The 17,865-nt window shown below is 65.8% G+C and carries 17 protein-coding genes; 7 read left to right on the top strand and 10 right to left on the bottom strand.

Annotation, left to right across the window (positions count from 1 at the left end; all coding sequences use genetic code 11):
* Positions 1-2: 2 nt before the first annotated feature.
* The 5 genes from ACZK33_RS15600 to ACZK33_RS15620 form a co-directional block, all read right to left on the bottom strand.
* On the bottom strand, positions 3-1,607 hold the full coding sequence (locus ACZK33_RS15600) for a glucoamylase family protein (RefSeq protein WP_099551830.1): 1,605 nt from the start codon (positions 1,605-1,607) through the stop codon (positions 3-5).
* A gap of 250 nt (positions 1,608-1,857) precedes the next feature.
* Positions 1,858-4,944: a TonB-dependent receptor gene (locus ACZK33_RS15605; protein WP_423175017.1), complete on the bottom strand. Its 3,087-nt coding sequence runs from the start codon at positions 4,942-4,944 to the stop codon at positions 1,858-1,860.
* Between the two features lie 76 nt (positions 4,945-5,020).
* Positions 5,021-6,058 carry a LacI family DNA-binding transcriptional regulator gene (locus ACZK33_RS15610; RefSeq protein ID WP_032129774.1) on the bottom strand — a complete coding sequence of 346 codons (1,038 nt, stop codon included), beginning with the start codon at positions 6,056-6,058 and terminating at the stop codon, positions 5,021-5,023.
* 149 nt (positions 6,059-6,207) lie between these two features.
* On the bottom strand, positions 6,208-6,483 hold the full coding sequence (locus ACZK33_RS15615) for a BolA family protein (protein WP_434060509.1): 276 nt from the start codon (positions 6,481-6,483) through the stop codon (positions 6,208-6,210).
* Positions 6,480-6,779 (bottom strand): YciI family protein, encoded by a 300-nt coding sequence (locus ACZK33_RS15620; RefSeq protein ID WP_032129789.1) that lies wholly within the window; start codon positions 6,777-6,779, stop codon positions 6,480-6,482. Before ACZK33_RS15620 ends, ACZK33_RS15615 begins: the two co-directional genes overlap by 4 nt.
* Positions 6,780-7,154: 375 nt before the next feature.
* Between ACZK33_RS15620 and ACZK33_RS15625 the strand changes: the two genes are divergently transcribed.
* Genes ACZK33_RS15625 through ACZK33_RS15635 form a run of 3 tightly spaced genes read left to right on the top strand, consistent with a single transcriptional unit; the run spans position 7,155 to position 10,564 of the window.
* Positions 7,155-8,060 carry a segregation and condensation protein A gene (locus ACZK33_RS15625; RefSeq protein WP_423175016.1) on the top strand — a complete coding sequence of 302 codons (906 nt, stop codon included), beginning with the start codon at positions 7,155-7,157 and terminating at the stop codon, positions 8,058-8,060.
* Positions 8,061-8,073: 13 nt separating this feature from the next.
* Complete coding sequence (scpB, locus tag ACZK33_RS15630) at positions 8,074-8,949, top strand: SMC-Scp complex subunit ScpB (protein ID WP_049401104.1); 876 nt, start codon at positions 8,074-8,076, stop codon at positions 8,947-8,949.
* A complete protein-coding gene (locus ACZK33_RS15635; RefSeq protein ID WP_423175015.1) occupies positions 8,942-10,564 on the top strand; it encodes a pseudouridine synthase in 1,623 nt (540 codons plus the stop codon). The genes scpB and ACZK33_RS15635 overlap by 8 nt, the downstream gene beginning before the upstream one ends.
* 116 nt (positions 10,565-10,680) lie before the next feature.
* On the opposite strand, the gene ACZK33_RS15640 is transcribed toward ACZK33_RS15635, so the two are convergent.
* Positions 10,681-11,469: an AraC family transcriptional regulator gene (locus ACZK33_RS15640; protein WP_049401109.1), complete on the bottom strand. Its 789-nt coding sequence runs from the start codon at positions 11,467-11,469 to the stop codon at positions 10,681-10,683.
* 90 nt (positions 11,470-11,559) lie between these two features.
* Here ACZK33_RS15640 and ACZK33_RS15645 point away from each other — a divergent pair, with 90 nt between their 5' ends.
* Positions 11,560-12,708, top strand: coding sequence for an MFS transporter (locus ACZK33_RS15645; protein WP_423175014.1), 1,149 nt, complete (start codon positions 11,560-11,562; stop codon positions 12,706-12,708).
* Positions 12,709-12,792: 84 nt separating this feature from the next.
* On the opposite strand, the gene ACZK33_RS15650 is transcribed toward ACZK33_RS15645, so the two are convergent.
* Positions 12,793-13,200, bottom strand: coding sequence for a hypothetical protein (locus tag ACZK33_RS15650; protein WP_010486702.1), 408 nt, complete (start codon positions 13,198-13,200; stop codon positions 12,793-12,795).
* Between the two features lie 352 nt (positions 13,201-13,552).
* Here ACZK33_RS15650 and ACZK33_RS15655 point away from each other — a divergent pair, with 352 nt between their 5' ends.
* Positions 13,553-13,846: a hypothetical protein gene (locus ACZK33_RS15655; RefSeq protein ID WP_121505078.1), complete on the top strand. Its 294-nt coding sequence runs from the start codon at positions 13,553-13,555 to the stop codon at positions 13,844-13,846.
* On the opposite strand, the gene ACZK33_RS15660 is transcribed toward ACZK33_RS15655, so the two are convergent.
* The 3 genes from ACZK33_RS15660 to ACZK33_RS15670 all read right to left on the bottom strand — a co-directional run bounded on the left by ACZK33_RS15660 (position 13,833) and on the right by ACZK33_RS15670 (position 16,340).
* Positions 13,833-14,267, bottom strand: a complete 435-nt coding sequence (locus ACZK33_RS15660) for a hypothetical protein (RefSeq protein WP_071229733.1) — start codon at positions 14,265-14,267, stop codon at positions 13,833-13,835. The genes ACZK33_RS15655 and ACZK33_RS15660 overlap by 14 nt on opposite strands.
* Before the next feature lie 103 nt (positions 14,268-14,370).
* Positions 14,371-15,177, bottom strand: coding sequence for an amidohydrolase (locus ACZK33_RS15665; protein WP_423175013.1), 807 nt, complete (start codon positions 15,175-15,177; stop codon positions 14,371-14,373).
* A 14-nt stretch (positions 15,178-15,191) separates the two neighbouring features.
* Positions 15,192-16,340 carry a pyridoxal phosphate-dependent aminotransferase gene (locus ACZK33_RS15670; RefSeq protein ID WP_049423978.1) on the bottom strand — a complete coding sequence of 383 codons (1,149 nt, stop codon included), beginning with the start codon at positions 16,338-16,340 and terminating at the stop codon, positions 15,192-15,194.
* Positions 16,341-16,527: 187 nt separating this feature from the next.
* Between ACZK33_RS15670 and ccmA the strand changes: the two genes are divergently transcribed.
* Positions 16,528-17,157 (top strand): heme ABC exporter ATP-binding protein CcmA, encoded by a 630-nt coding sequence (gene ccmA, locus ACZK33_RS15675; protein WP_032129784.1) that lies wholly within the window; start codon positions 16,528-16,530, stop codon positions 17,155-17,157.
* The gene (ccmB, locus tag ACZK33_RS15680; RefSeq protein ID WP_032129785.1) at positions 17,154-17,849 is read left to right on the top strand and encodes a heme exporter protein CcmB; all 696 of its coding nucleotides are present in this window, start codon (positions 17,154-17,156) and stop codon (positions 17,847-17,849) included. Before ccmA ends, ccmB begins: the two co-directional genes overlap by 4 nt.
* Positions 17,850-17,865: the final 16 nt, after the last annotated feature.

Genomic DNA, 17,865 nt, shown 5'->3' on the forward strand with positions numbered 1-17,865 from the left:
GGTTACTTGCCCTGGCCTGTGGTGCGGTTGGCATTGTTCTTCTGTTCCTGCGCGGCAGCCGCGCGTGATTCGGCGATACCCACCGCGCGTGCTGCCGCGGCCTTTTCGTCCTTCTGCAGTTCCAGCGGCTGGAACGAGCCTTCCGGCGCCAGCCAGCCACCGCTGAACCCGGCCCGTTCCAGGCCCTTGCGGATGTACGGGTTCTTCTTCATCACTTCCCAGACGAAGTCATCGCGGTAGTTGGCGATCATGGTCAGGATCGGGCCCTGGTCGATGGCGATGTAATCGCTGGCGACCCAGCCGCGATCCGGCACCAGGCGGCCGGTCTTGATCGGGATGTCGTAGTTGAAGCTGGGATTGAACGAATCGAGGAAGCCGTAGCTGGAATAGATGTAGTCGCCGTAGCGCTTGTGCATTTCCAGCGTAGCCGGGATCACCTGCTCGGGCGCGAACACCACCGAGGCGATCGCGGCGGTCGGGGCGATGGTGCCGTCATCGAAGTTCTCGCGCAGGCCGGCGCCGCGCGAGGAGTAGTGGCGGAACTGGCGCTGCTCGCCGCGGTACTCCTGGGTGGTGTTCTGCGGGCCGTCGCTGGCGGTCAGGCCCCATACGTTCTCGCCATAGTCTTTCCACTGCATCGGGTTGGCGATGGCGTACTCGCGCTGGGCCAGGGCAGCCGAGCGGCTGTTGAGGAAGTAGGTGCTGCCGCGCTCGCGCATGTACGCGTCCTGGATATCGCGGAAGTCGATCCAGACATGGCTGTACTGGTGGCCGAACAGCGGGCCGAACGACAGGTATTCCTGGCCCTGGTAGACGCCCCAGTCGTTGTCGTAGGTGCGCGTCCACACCGTCCACGCATCCGGGCTGACCGGGTGCGTCGGCGACCCCAGGGCGAGGATGTAGACCATCATCGCCTCGTTGTAGCCCATCCAGTCGTGGTCGATGAAGCCGCTCTCCGGGAACCAGCCCATCGAGATCAGCGGCGCACGCTGCTGCAGCCACGGCCAGTCGACCTTCTTGTACAACGTGTCGGCGATCTGGCGGATCTCCTTCTCGCGCGGATCGTCACCGTCGTAGTACGACTGCGCGAACAGCACGCCCATCATCAGCAGCGCGGTATCCACCGAGGACAGTTCAACCCAGCTGTCGTAGCGACGCCCTTCCTGCATGTCCAGGAAGTGGTAGTAGAAGCCCTTGTAGCCGGCCTTGCCGGTGCGCTGCGGCCCCATCGGCACGTCGCGGAAGAACTTCAGCGTGGTCAGGGTGCGGTCGATCGCCTGGTTGCGGCTGACCCAGCCGTTCTCGATGCCGATCGGATAGGCGGTCAGCGCGAAGCCGACCGAGGCGATGCTGGCGAACGGCCGCGACGGATAGCGGTCCGGGGTCAGGCCGTTGATCTCGTTGGTGGTATCCCAGAAGAACTGGAAGGTACGGCGCTCGATGTCATCGAACAGCGGCGGCAGCACCGGCTTCATCGGCCGCGGCGGTGCGTCGGCCTCGATCAGGATCACCGGCGGCCGCGGCTTGGCAGGTTCCTGCTGGGCCGGCTGGCAGGCGGCCACGGCCAGGCTCAACGCTGCGGCGGACAACAGATGGCGTGCCTGCATGGCGCGATTTCTCCGGTGGTCTGATCGATGGGAAAGCATACCGTCCAATGATCTGAAATCGTTTACAAGATGCGTTCTGAAAAAACCACGAAAAACGTGGTTTGACACCGCGATCATTGCCCATGCCGCTGCCGCCTGGCCGGCAGCGGCATGGGCAATGGACCGGCACGGGGCCGGCCATTGCCGTTTTCAAGCAGCCGATGCCGCCGGCGGAGCGGCGGCAACGGGGTCGTGCATCAGGCGGATCCGCTTAGAAGCGGAAGCCCACTTCGGCCTTCACCTGACGCGGGGTACCGATCACATCGCCGGTCTCGTTGTAGCTCACCAGCAGCTTGCCATCGCTCTTCACGTAGTTCAGGTTCGAGAAGTTGTCGAAGTTGAGCACGTTGATGATGTCGATACGCGCATACAGCTCGGTATCGCCGGCCAGCTTGAAGGTCTTGGTCGCCTGCAGGTCCAGCGAGCGGTAGCCGAAGATCTTGCCACCGAGCAGGAAGCGGCCATTGCCACCCGGAGTACCCGCGGCCGGAGTCGGCAGGCAGTTGGCAGTGCCAGCCTGCGCGATGCAGGACCAGTCATTGCCCGGGGTAGGCGTGGCCAAGGTCAGCTTGCCGCCAAAGGTGATGCCCCAGAAGCCGTCATACGAGCCGGTGACCACCAGGCGATGGCGCGGCGCGCCGTTGGACTTGATGGTCGGGTACTCACCGATGGTGCCGCGATCGAACGAGTAATGCTCGTTGATGTTTCGGTTGTGACGCGCGTTGGTCCAGGTATAGGCGATCGAGGTGCCCCAACCGCTTTCCTTGCTGTACGGCTTCTGCGCCGACAGCAGCACCTGGGTGGAACGGGTCTTGATGCCCTGCTGGCCGATGATCAGGCTGCCGAAGCCCGGAATGTTGCAGTTCCACGGCTGGCCGTAGGTCGGCTCCTTGGCACCACACAGCATCTGGTTATCGAAGAAGTTGCCGTTGTTGAAGCGGTTGCCCAGGGTGAAGGCGAACCCATCATAGGTCAGCGTGCGAGAAATCGTCGCGTCGGTCAGCCACTCACCGAACTGGTTGCTCATGCCCAGGCTGAACTGGTCGGCGTACGGCACCTTCATGTTGTTGTTCAGCAGATCGACTTCCATGCCTTCATTGCTGGTGGAACCCAGCAGTGCCTGCACGTTCTCGATGCCGTTCATCAGGTTCGGGTTCCAGTCAAAGCACGGAGTCTGGCCGTACATGCAGTTGCCGGTGGCCGGGTTGCGGAAGTAAACGGTCGGCTGCGGCAGTGCCAGCTTGGTGGTTTCCAGTGCCAGGTTGTCGAACAGGTCGCGGTCATAGGAACGGCCGGCGCCACCATGGAACACGTGCCGTTCGTCGGCATTGACGTCATACGAGAAGCCCAGGCGCGGCTGCCAGGCGTTCTTGAAGTTCTTGCGGTTGTGGCCGGTGCTGATGTAGTCGTTGACGTTCAGCCCGCTGAGCGCCAGCGTCTGCGCATAGGTCTGGGACACGCCCGCCGGCGCGTTCGGATCCTGCGAGAACAGCGCCTTCACTACCTCCGGCGGGGTCACGAAATCGGTGTAGACCGGGTTCTTTTCGTAGTCCCAGCGCAGGCCGATATTCAGCTGCAGGTGATCGTTGACCTGCCAGTCATCCTGGATGAACAGGCCAATCTGCTTGACCTTGGCACGCACCTCGGACTGCACGCCGGTGACGCCGGTGCTGGCCTTGGTGAACTGCGCCTTATACGGCGTGCTCGAGGGGAACGCCGGGTTGTCGATGGTGTAGGAGAACTGAGGGTTGATCTGCGCCGCGTCGGAAGCGTACAGGTCGATCTGCTTGTACTTGGCGCCCATCTTGATGGTGTGGTCACCCGCCCACTGCAGGCCGTCCAGGGTCAGGTTGTCCTCGATCGCCCAGCCCTTCTGGCCCTTCACCTGCGAGGCGAAGGCATCAGCCGCGCCAACCTGGACGAGCGTCTTCTCCTGCGGGCGGTTGGCGTCCGAGTCACCGAAATCCGGTGCGGTGTAGATGATGCCGTTGCCCATGGTCAACGGCAGCGGATTGTTGAAGGCCTCCTCGTGGGTCACCATCAACTCGTTGTAGAAACGCTCACCGCTGTGGTTCCAGCGCAGCGCATAACGGCGGTCGGTGTTGTCCACGACCTTGCCGTGTACCTTCGCGGTCTGGCCACTGAACTGCTGCTGGGTTTCGTCCCGGTCCTGGAAGGTCAGTTCGATGCGATCGTTGTCAGTCGGCTCGAAGTCGATCTTGGCGAAGATCAGGTCCTGCTGGAACGGCTGGCTGGCCGGGCCGAGACCTGCGAGACCATCGGCGGGCAGATTGGCGGCCGACGGAGTGACGGCACCGTCCGGCGCGATGGTCACCGGCAGATCGAAGCGCTTGGCTTCATAGGTGACGAAGAAATGGGCCTTGTCCTTGATGATCGGGCCACCCAGCGCGAAGCCGTATTCCTTCTCGGCCGAGTCTTCCTTGCTCTTGCCCGGCTGGCGTTCGGCCGGGGTCATCGCACGCATGCTTTCGTTGGTATAACGGTAGAAGGTCTCACCCTTGAACTCGTTGGTACCCGACTTGGTCGCAGCCGTGATCGCGGCGCTGGACACCTGGCCGTACTCGGCCTTGTAGTTGCCGGTGATGACCTTGTACTCACCGATGGCCAGCTGCGGGAACGGGTTGCCCGCACTGCCGGACTGGCCGGAGATGCCGCCACCCTTGACGTAGCTCTTCTGGCCCACACCATCGATATAGACGTTGGTGCCGTCGGAGTTGGTGGCACCGCCACGCAGCGAGGTGTTGCCCTTGGCATCGCGGGTGAAGATCATGCCCGGCACCGCGTCGGCGAACTCCAGGAAGTTGCGCGAGACCTGCGGCGTGGTCTGGATCTGCTGCAGGCTGACGGTCTTGCCGACTTCGGACGTGCGCACTTCCTGCAGCAGGGTCGGTGCGACAACGTTGACGGTGTCCAGGTTGGTGGCCGTGGTCGAACCCGGGGTGCTGCTGGCGGCACCGGCGAAGTTCAGGGTAGCAGTCGAGGCCACGGTGACGGTGACCTTCTGCGACTGGCCGTTGGCGACCACGTCATAGGTGCCCGGGTCCAGGCCCATCAGCGAGTAGCTGCCATCGGCACGGACGGTGCCGCGACGGACGGTGCCGGTGGCCAGGTTGGTGGCGGTCACTTCGGCGCCGGCCTGGGCGCCGGAAACCTGGCCGCGCAGGCTGGCATTGGCCGACTGCGCCATGACGTTCGGAGCGGCGGCCAGCATCAGGCAGCTGACCAGTGCGGTGCTCAGCAGCCGGCGTGCCGGCGTGCGGAAGGTGGTATGCATCATCAACTCAATCTCCGGGTGGCGGTGACCGCTTGCGCGGTCCCTGCGATCAATCAAAAAAGAAGGAACGCCTCTGGCTTCAATGGCCCGATGGCGGAGTGGTGGAATCGCGAACTATCAAGCGGGGAACCAGGGTCTGCTTGTCCCCTGTCCCGTCCGTGGAGGTGCCGTCCATCAACTGCAGCAGGCGCGTCATGGCCCGGTCGCCGAGCTCGGCGATGCTGACCTGCATGGTGGTCAGCGACGGGTGGACGAAACGCGCCAGTGGAATGTCATCGAAACCCGCCAGGGCGACATCGGTCGGAACACGGACACCGGCCTGCGTGAATGCATACAGGCATCCCAGGGCCATCATGTCGTTGGCGGCGAACACGGCATCAGGCAGCGCTCCGGCTGCCAGCAACTCCTGACCGGCGCGATGGCCGGAAGCTTCGTCGAAATCACCGGGCAGCTCGATGCCCTCGGCGCCACCGCCAAAAGCCGCCAGCGCGTCACGGAAGCCGCGCAGGCGCTCGCGCGCGTCGAAGTTGAGATCCGGGCCAGAAATGAAAGCGATGCGACGGTGGCCGGCGTCAAGCAGATGGCGGGTCATCGCCATCGCACCGGCATGGTCGTCGATGCTCAGCACCGGGTGGTCCTGCCCGGGCAGATAGGTGTTGATCAACACCGTCGGCAACGACTGCGGCAGGTTGTCGGTCAGGAAACCGGGGCTCTCGGCATAGGGCGAGAGCACCAGCAGGCCGTCGACGCGGCCGCGCATGGCGCGCAGGGCCGCGCCCTGCTGCTCCTGGTCACCGTGGTAGCTGGACACCAGCAGGTGCTGGCGACGGCTACGGGCGACATTGTCGATGCCACGCATCAGTTCGGAGAAGAATTCGCCGTACAGGTCAGGCAGTACCACGCCCACCGTATTGGTGCGGCGGCTGCTCAGGCTGCGGGCGGCGGCGTGCGGGGTGTAACGCAGCCGTGCGGCCACCTCCAGCACAAGCTGGCGGACCGGTTCGGCGACATTTTCATGCCCGTTGAGCGCGCGGGAAACCGTGGCCACGGAGACCCGGGCTTCGCGAGCGACGTCTTTGATTGTGATAGCTGCCTTGTTCACGAAGCCGCCCTCCACGGCTTGGACCTACCAGCATTGGCGCGGAATGTAAGCGTTTCCATCTGGGCTTGTAAACAGTCCGTTAGGCGAATGTCCCGAAATGGACATGGAAATCTGTCTGCAGCGAGCCCCCGCAGGGACCCGCCAGGACAGCGTGGGACAAGGGCTCAGCCCTGTTCTGACGGGGTCTGCGCGCGGATGGACAACGCGTGGATATCGGTCTCCATCATCGTCCCCAGCGCGGCGTACACCGCGCGATGCCGGGCCAGCGGGCCCAGTCCGGCGAAGCGTTCACTGACCACATGTACGTTGAAATGGCCGCGGCCATCGCGCGCACCGGCATGGCCGGCGTGGCGATGGCTGTCGTCCTCGATCTCGAGCACGCTCGGCGCCAGCGCATGCTGCAGCGCATCACGCATTCGCGAGATCCGTTCCGCGTTCACGGCAACACCTTCCGGAACGGTCGCACCTGCACGCGGGTGTAGACGCCGGCGGCCACGTACGGGTCGGCGTCGGCCCAGGCCTGGGCCTGCAGCAGCGACTCGAACTGCGCGATCACCACCGAACCACTGAAACCGGCCGGGCCGGGGTCTTCACTGTCCACCGCCGGGCAGGGGCCGGCCAGCAGCAGGCGTCCCTCGTCGCGCAGCGCGTGCAACCGCGCCAGGTGTTCCGGCCGCGCCTGCAGCCGCTGCGCCAGCACATCCTGGCCGTCATACCCTTCGATCACATACCACACCGGCATTTCCTCGCTTGCGTTGTCGGGTCCGCAGATTCTAGCCAATGCGGCCCCTGCCCCGGCCCGGCTGGACACTGGCGCAACAAAGGCTTACCCTAGACTCCATTGCACGTGGCTGGATGCAGCAGCCCGTCGGTTTTTGCGGCCAACGCAGCCCCCGACGACCGTCCCGCTGCTTCAAACCGGACCACCCGGCCGGGCCACGTAGACGACCTCCCCGTAGTTTTGTCGCTGCCGTTCCCTGCGGCGCGTCCTGCTGTTTGATATGTATGGAATCGCGCCGATCCCGGCGTGTCTGGTGCCCTGGGGCTCCGTGGCGCAGGCCCGGCGAACCCGGTGCCGCGACTGGTCCGTTGCAATCCTGATGTCCATTAGATGACTTCCGAACTCGCGCTCGACGCGAACCCGCCAACCCGGCCGCCCGCCCCCCAGCAGCAGGAAATGCCGCTGGCCGTGGTGCATGGGCAACCGGTCCTGCAGATTCCGCAGGACCTGTACATTCCGCCGGATGCGCTGGAAGTCATCCTGGATGCCTTCGAAGGCCCGCTGGACCTGCTGCTGTACCTGATTCGCCGCCAGAATCTGGACGTACTGGACATTCCCGTCGCCGAGATCACCCGGCAGTACGTGGAATACATCACCGTGATGCGCGTGCTGCGCTTCGAGCTGGCCGCCGAGTACCTGGTGATGGCCGCGATCCTGGCCGAGGTGAAGTCGCGCATGCTGCTGCCGCGCCCGGTCAGCGAGGAAGGCGATGAAGCCGACCCGCGCGCCGAGCTGGTGCGCCGGCTGCAGGAATACGAACGTTTCAAGCAGGCCGCCGAGGACATCGACGCCCTGCCCCGCCAGGACCGCGACACCAGCCTGGCCCATGCCTTCATGCCCGAACGCGCTACGGTGAAACTGCCGCCGCCGGTGGACCTGAAGGAGATGCTGCTGGCGCTGCACGACGTGCTCAAGCGCGCCGAGCTGTTCAGCGGCCACGCCATCAAGCGTGAGGCACTGAGCGTGCGGCAACGCATGGGCGAAGTGCTGGGACGCCTGGAAGATGGCAAGTTCTATCGTTTTGAAGGCTTGTTCACGGCCGAAGAAGGCAAGCTGGGCGTGCTGGTCACGTTCCTGGCGGTGCTGGAACTGGCCAAGGAACAGCTGCTGGACATCGTCCAGGAAGAACCGCTGGCGCCGATCTACGTGAAATCGCTGGCCGCCGGCAACACCAACGCCCCGCTGCAGTTCAGCAGCGAGTTCGACGACAACGACGCCGCCAATGCAGACGAGTGAGCGCTGACTGCCGATGGATCAATTGCTGATCAACCGCATTGTCGAAGGTGCGCTGCTGGCCTCCAGCCAGCCGCTCACCCTGGCCCAGCTGAAGGACCTGTTCCCGGAAGAGGAACCGGCACCGCCGGGCAGCATCGAACGCGCACTGGAACGCCTGCGCGAAGCCTGCGAAGGCCGCGGCGTGGAACTGGTCGAGGTCGCCTCCGGCTTCCGCTACCAGGTCACCGGCGAAGTGCATGGCTGGATCAGCCGGCTGTGGACCGAACGCAAGACCCGTTACACCCGCGCCACCCTGGAAACCCTGGCGCTGATCGCCTACCGGCAGCCGATCACCCGTGGCGAGATCGAGCAGGTGCGCGGCGTGGCGGTCAGCAGCAACATCATCCAGGCGCTGGAAGAACGCGAGTGGATCCGCGTGGTCGGCCACCGAGACGTACCCGGCAAGCCGGCGCTGTTCGGCACCACCAAGGGCTTTCTGGATTATTTCGGCCTGAAGCGATTGGATGAGCTGCCGCCACTGTCGGAACTGAAGGACCTGGGCGAGCTGGAACCCCAGCTGTCCTTGGACCGCGATGCACCGGCAGCGGCAAGCGCCGACGGTCCTGACATCTCGGCCGGCGACGAAGGCGCTGCCGCGAACGATGATGCCGGCCTGGCCGGCAGTGACACCCCCGATTCCGCCGACGCAGCCCCTGCGCCGGCTTCCGATGAGCAAGCACCTTCGCCCCTCGATGATGGGCACCCCGATTCCGCGCCGGGCGAGCGCGCGGTGCCAGTGAACGAACGCGAAGACAACGCCGTCGCGATGACGACCGTGGCTGTTGACCAAGCCGATTCCGAACCAGAGGCCGACCTCGAAACCGTCGGCCGGAGCAAAACTGATGAGTGACACCCCTCGCAAGCTGTCGTTGAACAAGCTCTCGCTGAAGCGCGAAGCCACCTCCGAACAGTTCAAGTTGGAAGAACGCCTGCACAAGGTGCTGGCCCAGGCCGGCCTTGGCTCGCGCCGCGCGCTGGAACAGCGCATTGCCGAAGGCCTGGTCAAGGTCAACGGTGAAGTCGCGCAGACCGGCATGTCGGTCAAGAGCGGCGACAAGATCGAACTGGATGGCCGTGGCTTCGTCGCCACCGCCCTGGCCGAGCCGTCGCGCGTGCTGGTCTACAACAAGCCGGAAGGCGAAGTGACCACCCGCGATGATCCGGAAGGCCGCCCGACCGTGTTCGAATCGCTGCCGCCGCTGAAGGGCGCGCGCTGGATCGCGATCGGCCGCCTCGACATCAACACCACCGGCCTGCTGCTGGCCACCACCGACGGTGAACTGGCCAACGCCATGATGCACCCGTCGTTCGAGGTCGAACGCGAGTACGTGGTGCGCGTGCGTGCACCGGAAGGCGAGGAAAAGGTCTCCGACGCCATCGTCGACCGCCTCACCCGTGGCGTGGCACTGGAAGACGGCCCGGCCAAGTTCGACGAGATCGAACGCATCGGCGGCACCGACTCGCACGACTGGTTCCGCGTCGTGGTGAAGGAAGGCCGCAACCGCGAAGTGCGTCGCCTGTGGGAGTCGCAGGGCTGCCAGGTCAGCCGCCTGAAGCGCACCCGCTACGGCAAGGTGAGCCTGCCGCGCGAACTGGCCCGCGGCCATTCGGTGGAACTGGGCACCGCCCAGGTGGAAGCCCTGCGTGCGCAGCTGAAGCTGGAAGAAGGCGCACCGTCGGCACTGACCCTGCAGCCGGTGATCGGCCAGCGCCGTGCCGCCAAGACCACCGTGCGCGTGCGCGAAGGTGGCCGCGGCAACGCCTACGTCAACGGTCACAACACCGCTGACGAAGGCCGCGAGCTGCGTCGTTTCGACAACGTCCGCGAAGACCGCGGCCGTGGTCGCGGCGGCAAGGGCGGCGGCTTCAAGGGCGGCCTGACGGTCAGCGGCGAAGCGGCGGCCAAGCAGTCGCAGAAGCCGTTCAAGCAGCGTGCCCAGAAAAACGATCGTTCGCTGCCGGAAGGCAACCCGGCCGCGTTCCGCACCTGGTACGTGCCGGATGGCGTGAGCACCGGCCCGAGCGGCCATCGCAATGCCGGTCCGGGCGCACGTGGCCCGGGTGCCCGTGGTCCGGGCGCAGGCGGCCAGGGTCGTCCGTACGGCAAGCCGAAGGGTCCGGGTGCTGGCGCCGGTGGCGGCCAGGGCCGTGGCGGCTTCGGCGGTGAAGGCCGTGGCGGCGCAGGCGGCCAGGGTCGTCCGGCCGGCGCGGGCAACCGCTCGCAGGGCCAGGGCAACAAGCACCCGTACGGCCATCCAGGCAATGCCCCGAGCTTCCCGTCCGACCACGCCACCCCGGGCTTCAACCCGTATGGCAGCCCGAAGCCGGCGCAGGGCGCCCGTCCGGGCGGTCGCGGTCCGGGCGGTGGCAACAACCGTGGCCCGGGCGGTAACCGTGGTCCCGGTGGTCCGGGTGGCAACCGCGGTCCGGGCGGCCCGCGCCGCAGCGGCCCGCGCGGCGGCTGATCAGCGATCCGACTGAAATGAAAAACCCCAGCTCCGGCCGGGGTTTTTCTTTAAAAAGGGGACGGAGGGGATTAAGTCGTTTTTGCCACGGCGTGTGTCGAAGGGGCGAAAGCGACTTAATCCCCTCCGTCCCCTTTTGCGTGGCGCTGGAACGCGGCGGGTGTGGTGCCGGTCATGCTGCGGAAGAAGGCGATGAACGGGCTCTCGGCGGAGAAGCCGGTGTCCTGCGCCACATGCGCGACGCGATGGCCGAGCAGCAGCAGCTCCATGGCCCGCATCAGGCGCCATTGCTGGCGCCAGGCCTGGTAGCTCATGCCGGTATCACGCTGCATTAGCCGGCCAACGGTACGCACGCTCAGGTCCGCACGCGCAGCCAATTCGCCCAGTTCGGGCGGCAACTGTTCGGCCAGCGGCAGACAACGTGCGATCCGCGGATCACGCGGCAGAGGCAGGTCCATCGGCGCCACCGGTGCAGCGACGATTTCCAGCACGCACAACGCCAGTTGATGGTGTGCGCGCGGCGACTGCCAGTCATGGTCGAACGGTGCCTGCGCGATCGGCTCCAGCAAGGCCTGCAGCAGCGGACCTACGCCGATGATGGCCGGCTGGCGGGGCAGCTGGGCCGACAGGGTGGCGTCGAAGTACAACGAACGGTAGTCGACCGCCTGGCGCATCTGCGCGCGATGGCGCAGCCCACCCGGAATCCACGCTGCGCGCGCGGGCGGCAGCAGGCTGACGCGATCACCATAGGTCAGGCGCGTACAGCCCTGCCGGGTGTACAGCAGCTGCGCGCGCGCATGTTGGTGCCAACCCGAGTCGTGATCCGCCAATGAGGCCGCGATACCCAGCACCGGAGCGCCCCAGGCATCGGCGTCGAAGTGTGCATCCGGCTGCAACCAGGCCATGACTTATTTCATGTATTCGATGACAGGATATACAGAGTGCGCCATTGCGGACGCGACCACAATGCGCGGCCCTGTTCCTGGAGCGCCCGCATGTCGCGCCGCCTGTTGCTGCTCACCATTGCACTGCTGATGTTTCCGCAGTTGGCACAGACCCTGTACAGCCCGGCCCTGGCCGATCTGGCCGAACGCTTCGCCCTGCCGCCGAGTGCCGCCAGCCAGGCCATGAGCCTGTACCTGTTCGGCTTCGCTGCAGGCGTGCTGCTGTGGGGGCGTCTGGCCGATCGTATCGGTCGTCGCCCTGCCCTTCTCTGTGGCCTCGGCGTTTTCGCAGCGGGCGCATTGGGCGGGCTGGTGGCTGGCAGCTTCGGCCACGTGCTGCTGGCCCAGGTGTTGGCCGCAGTCGGCGCCGCCGCCGCTTCGGTGGTGACCCAGACCGTGCTGCGCGACCATCTGCAGGGGCCAGCGTTGGCCCAGGCATTCTCCTGGATCGGCATGGCCCTGGCCCTGAGCCCGGCCATCGGTCTTGCACTGGGCACGCTGCTGGTCGCCGCCAATGGCTATGTCGGCGTACAGTCCGGCCTGCTGCTGATAGCTGTCCTGCTGGCAGTCGCATGCCTGGCTGGCCTGCGCGAAAGCCGCCCTGCACATATCCCGCACACGCCCATGCTGCCGCTGCTGCGGGAACTGCTGCACGATCGCTGGATCTGGTCACACGCGTTGCTGGTGATGGCCTTCAACGTGGCGATGTACAGCTGGTATGCACTCGGCCCCTTCCTGTTTGCGCGCCTGCACTGGCCAGCCACCTGGTTCGGCGCCAGCGGCGCGGTGCTGGCATTGGGCTCGGCACTGGGCGCGTGGGGCAATGGCCGCCTGCTGCGTGCAGGCGTTGCCGCAACCACGCGCATCCGCATCGCCGCAGGCCTGGTTCTGACGGGAGGCCTGCTGGCCGCGCTGCTGCATGATCACCCTGCCCTGGTCGCGGCGATGGTGCCGGTGGTGACTGGCTTCGGCTTTGCCATTCCCAATGTGCTCGGCCAGGCCCTGCGCGGCTATCCACACTGTCTCGGCAGCGCAGGCGCGCTGTTCGGCCTGCTTTACTACCTGTTGATCGGCGCGGCAATGGCGTTGGTCGGTGCAGTGCAGCTGCTGGCACCGACCCTCATCGTGTGTGGCCTGCTGGCCTTGTGGCTGCAGCGGGATCGGTCAGTCGACGGCGGAAGGCCTGGCTGCCGATCGTAACGATGAAGGACTCGCTCCTGCTGCCACGCGGGCAGCAGGGGCCCCGAGGTCCCTGCCCCGGGGCCTGGATCAGCGAACAGCGGGTTACTGCACGTTGATCACTTCGTCCATCGGCGCGAGGAAGTTGCCAGGACTGTTGCGCGACGCCGAGATCACATAGGTCCCGGGTGTTGCGATGGTCGCGGTGCAATGGCGGATGGGCGTGGTGTTGCCACCGTCGTAATTGTCATTGGTACGGCACAGGAACTGACCATTGGCATAGACCGAGAAATTACTCGTTCCATCCACCTGGCCGCCGCCTGTGATGTAGATTTCCGACGGCGAGCCAGCCACACGCGGCAGGGTGCCGATCTCGAATCTGGCCGTCACCGGATGCGGCAACAGGCTGGGACACGGCACAACGAGTCCGCTGTCAGACAGGCAGACCTCGGCGTGGGCGATGGCGGGCGTGGCGATGAGGGCCACGAGCAGCACGGACGTTCTGAACTCCATTCCAGCGTCTCCAATGATCCCAGCAGAATCGCTGGGACGTCCCTGTTAGGCATTGCGTGGTTACTGCAGGGTCAAGGAAACGTAAATGCATGAGCGTCCACAGCATCGGATGGCCGCAGGATCCCCTGTGGGCGGCGCGTTTCACGCCTCCACTGCCGTTGGAACCCATCCCTGACCGATGACCTCATGTAGATGCAGGATGCTCACCGTCGCGCGGCACTTTTCCGGCGCGGATCGACGCTCACACCGCATGTTAGGAATTGCTGCAAACACAAGGCATTGTGCGCCACGCCCGGAATTCACATCAGGGCGCTGGCTATCGTGCGCGCTCTCCCACACCAGGCAGATGCCCATGATCACCATTACCGCCGAACAGGCACGCGCCAACGCCGATGCCGCCAAGCGCCCGATCGAACAGTTCTACCGCGACCTCGACAACTCGATCCAGATCGGCTCGGAGAATGGCCGCCGCTATCTCGTGTTCGGCTTCAGCCAGGTGATGGCCAGCGAGCAGCTCGTCGAAGACGTGACCGCACAACTGCTCAAGAATGGTTTCGATGTCGAACGGTTGTTGAGCGATTCCGAACAGCACTACATCCGCATCAGCTGGGGATCTGCCGAGCCGTCGCGCCTCAGCGCCGGCTGAGGGTGAACGCGGTGCCGTCCACGCCCAGGTCCCAGCCCTTGCCGGTACCGGACAGGGCCAGCGAGATGTCGCCCTTGGTCATCACCTGCGCGTTGCTGGACTTCACCGCACCGGCATGCGCGCCGACCGAGGCGTAAGTACCCAGCAGTTCGTTGACGCTGACCGCGCCGGTGAAGCTGCCACGCCCGTTGGTGATCTTCGACTTGCCCACGGTCAGGCCGCCGCCCTTCATCTGGATGCGCACCGGCATGCTGGCGCCATTGCTGCAGGTGACCGTGCCATTGCCGGAGGCGGTCTTGTAGATCAGCGACCAGCCGGACAGGTTGTAGCGCAGCTGGCAGTCGAGGTTGCCGGCGGCGTGCGCGGCCGGGGCCAGCGATGCGGCCGACAGGGCCAGCAGCAGGGCGAAGGACGTGTTCATGGCAGGACTTCCAGTTCGGTCGGACTGGCGGCGAATCTAGCAGCGCGCGCGTGCACGTTGGATGCAGGCGCGCGCGCTGGTGCGGCGGCGTTCAGGCCGTCGCTCAGGCCTGCTCGTCCAGATGGAAGGCATCGGCATCAAGCATCGCCGGGAAGCGCGCGCGATGGGCGGCCAGCGCCTCGGCCGAAATGGTGGTGGTGACCACCTGTTCGCGCTCGCGGATTTCCACCTGCGGCTGGCCGAGGAAATCCAGCACCGCGCTGTCACCCGCGTAATGCAGCTGGTTGCCATCGACGCCGACACGGTTCACCGCAGCAACGAAGCACAGGTTCTCGATCGCACGTGCACGCAGCAGTGTCTTCCACGCATAGGCGCGTGCCGACGGCCAGTTGGCGACGAAGATCTGCAGATCGAAATCCAGCTGCTGCGGACGCTCCACGTTGTAGCGGTTGCGGCAGAACACCGGGAAACGCAGGTCGTAGCAGACCTGCGGATTGATCCGCCAGCCCTTCCATTCCACGCTCAGGCGCTCACGGCCGGCGGCATAGCGCTCGTGCTCGCCGCCGTAACGGAACAGGTGGCGCTTGTCGTAGTACTGCAGGTCGCCATCGGGTGTGGCGAACAGCAGCCGGTTGTAGACGCCTTCGCCATCACGCAGCTGCACGCTGCCGATCACCGCCGCGTCCAGCGCCTTGGCCTGTTCACGCACCCAGGCCACGGTCGGACCATCCATGCCTTCGGCCTGGGCGATGGCTTCATTGGAGAAGCCACTGGTGAAGGTCTCCGGCAGGATCACCAGATCGGTGGTGCCGGCCAGCGGTGCCAGCAGCGCGCCGTAGTACTCACGGTTGCCCGCCGGGTCGTGCCAGCGGGTGTCGCCCTGAACGAGGGAAATGCGCAGGTCCTGCATGTTCAACCCTCCGCTCAGAGCAGGCGCAGGCGTTCGATCGCCGCGTCCATGGTCGCTTCGTTCTTGGCGAAGCACAGGCGCACCAGGCGCTGGCCGGCCGGCGGATTTTCGTAGAACGGCGACAGCGGAATGGCAGTGACGCCCTTCTCGATGGTCAGCCACTTCACGAACTCATGGTCCGGCAGGTCGCTGATGGCCGAGTAGTCGACCAGCTGGAAGTAACCGCCCGGCACCGGCAGCGCCTTCAGCCGGGTGCTGGCCAGCTGTTCGCGGAAACGATCGCGCTTGGCCTGGTAGAACGCACCCAGCTCCAGGTGGTGTTCGGGCTCATCGCGGATCATCGCGGCGAAGCCGTACTGCGCAGGGCCGAAGCTGGTGAAGGTGTTGTACTGGTGCACCTTGCGGAACTCGGCGGTCAGCGCCGGCGGGGCGATCGCATAGCCGATCTTCCAGCCAGTGCAGTGGTAGGTCTTGCCGAAACTGGAGATGACGAACGCGCGCTCGCGCAGTTCCGGGTAGCGCAGCGCCGACTCGTGGCGGCGACCGTCATAGATGATGTGTTCGTACACCTCATCGGAGATCAGGTAGATCTGCGTGCCGCGCAGCAGCTCGGCCAGCGCCTGCATGTCCTGCGCCGACAGCATCGCGCCGGACGGGTTGTGCGGGGTGTTGACGATCAGCATGCGGGTACGCGGGGTGATCGCAGCACGCACGCGGTCCCAGTCGACGGCGAAGGTCTGCGGATCCAGCGACACGTGCACGGCCTTGGCGCCGGCCAGATCGATCGCCGGTTCATAGCAGTCATACGCCGGGTCGAGCACGATCACTTCCTCGCCCGCACGCACCACGGCGTGAATGGCGTTGAAGATGGCCTCGGTACCGCCGCTGGTGACAGTGATTTCGCTGTCCGCGTCGACCTGCGCGCCGTAGCAGTCCAGCGCCTTCTGCGCGATGGCCTGGCGCAGTGGCGCCACACCCGTCATCGGCGGGTACTGGTTCAGCCCGGCGGCCATCGCCTTGGCAGTCTCGTCGATCAGGCGCTGCGGTGCGGAAAAGTCCGGGAACCCCTGACCGAGGTTGACTGCGCCGTGTTCGGCGGCGAGCTGGGACATCACGGTGAAGATCGTGGTACCGACCTTGGGCAGCTTGGTGGTGGGTTGCATCGGCCTGGGGATATGGGGAGACAGACCCCTGAGTTTACGCAATCCCTGCTTCGGTAGTGCCGGCCGCTGGCCGGCAACCCCAGGCAATCTGCGACGCTGGGTCGCACCTGCCGGCCAGCGGCCGGTACTACCCTGTGAATTCACCGCTACAATTGCCGCCGCACTCCGGCATGAAGACCTTTGCCCCTTGAACACCCCTGCATTGCTGGCCGCCAGCGGCCTGAGCTTTTCCCGCAATGACGAGCCGGTGTTCGGCCCGCTGGACTTCCATGTGGACGCCGGCGAAGCCCTGCTGGTTCAGGGCGGCAATGGCGCCGGCAAGACCACCCTGCTGCGCGTGCTGGCGGGCCTGGCCCGGCCTGGTGCCGGGCAGGTGCAGATCGATGGCAGGCCGGCCGGCAATGCCGAGCGCGCGCGTTACGTCGCCTACCTCAGCCACCTGCCCGCATTGAAGCCCGATCTGGACACGCTGGAGAACCTGCACTTCCTGTGCGGCCTGCACGGACGGCGTGCGCGGCAGATGCCCGGCAACGCGCTGGCCATCGTCGGCTTGGCCGGTTATGAGGACACTCTCGTTCGGCATCTGTCCGCCGGGCAGAAGCGGCGGCTGGCACTGGCACGCATCTGGCTGTCACCGGCGCCGTTGTGGCTGCTCGACGAACCCTATGCCAACCTCGACCTGGAGGGCATCACCCTGGTCAACCGGATGATTTCCGCGCATCTGCGTGCCGGCGGCGCTGCACTGGTCACCACCCACGGCGCCTATGCCGCACCGCCGGTGCGTACCCGCCAGCTCGACCTCGGCGGTACCGCATGATCGCGCCAGGCACCGAACCGGGCCTGTGGCAGACCGCAGCGGCCCTGCTCAAGCGCGACCTGCGCCTGCTCTGGCGCCGCCGCGGCGATGCGTTGCAGCCGCTGCTGTTCGCGGTACTGGTGGTGGTGCTGTTCGCGCTCGCCCAGGGCCGCGAACCGCAACTGCTGGCCGCCACCGCCGGCGCGGTGCTGTGGCTGGCGGTACTGCTGGCCGGCCAGCTGTCGCTGGATTCGCTGTTCCGCTCCGATGCCGAAGACGGCTCGCTGGAGCAATGGCTGCTGGCGCCGGTGCCGCTGGCCTGGCTGGTGCTGGTGCGCGTGCTGCTGCACTGGGCCACCACTGCGCTGCCGCTGATCGTGGTCAGCCCGTTGCTGGCCGAAATGCTGCATCTGCCGCATGACCAGCTGCCGATGTTGCTGGCATCGTTGCTGCTGGGAACACCGTTGCTGAGCCTGATCGGTGGCGTGGTCGCTGCACTGACCGTAGGCATCCGGCGCTCTGGTATTCTCGTGGCGTTGCTGTCGTTGCCGCTGTACGTGCCGGTGCTGGTGTTCGGTGCAGGCAGCCTGGCAGCGGCGGGACGCGGACAGGATCCGGTCGGTGCGCTGCTGATGCTGGGCGCCGGCCTGCTGGTCGCGCTGGTGCTGGCGCCGTTGGCCACCGCCGCTGCAATACGTATTTCTCTGAGTTGACCGAGCTGAGAGCCAA

The sequence above is a fragment of the Stenotrophomonas sp. 86156_Sma genome (genome assembly GCF_056481625.1).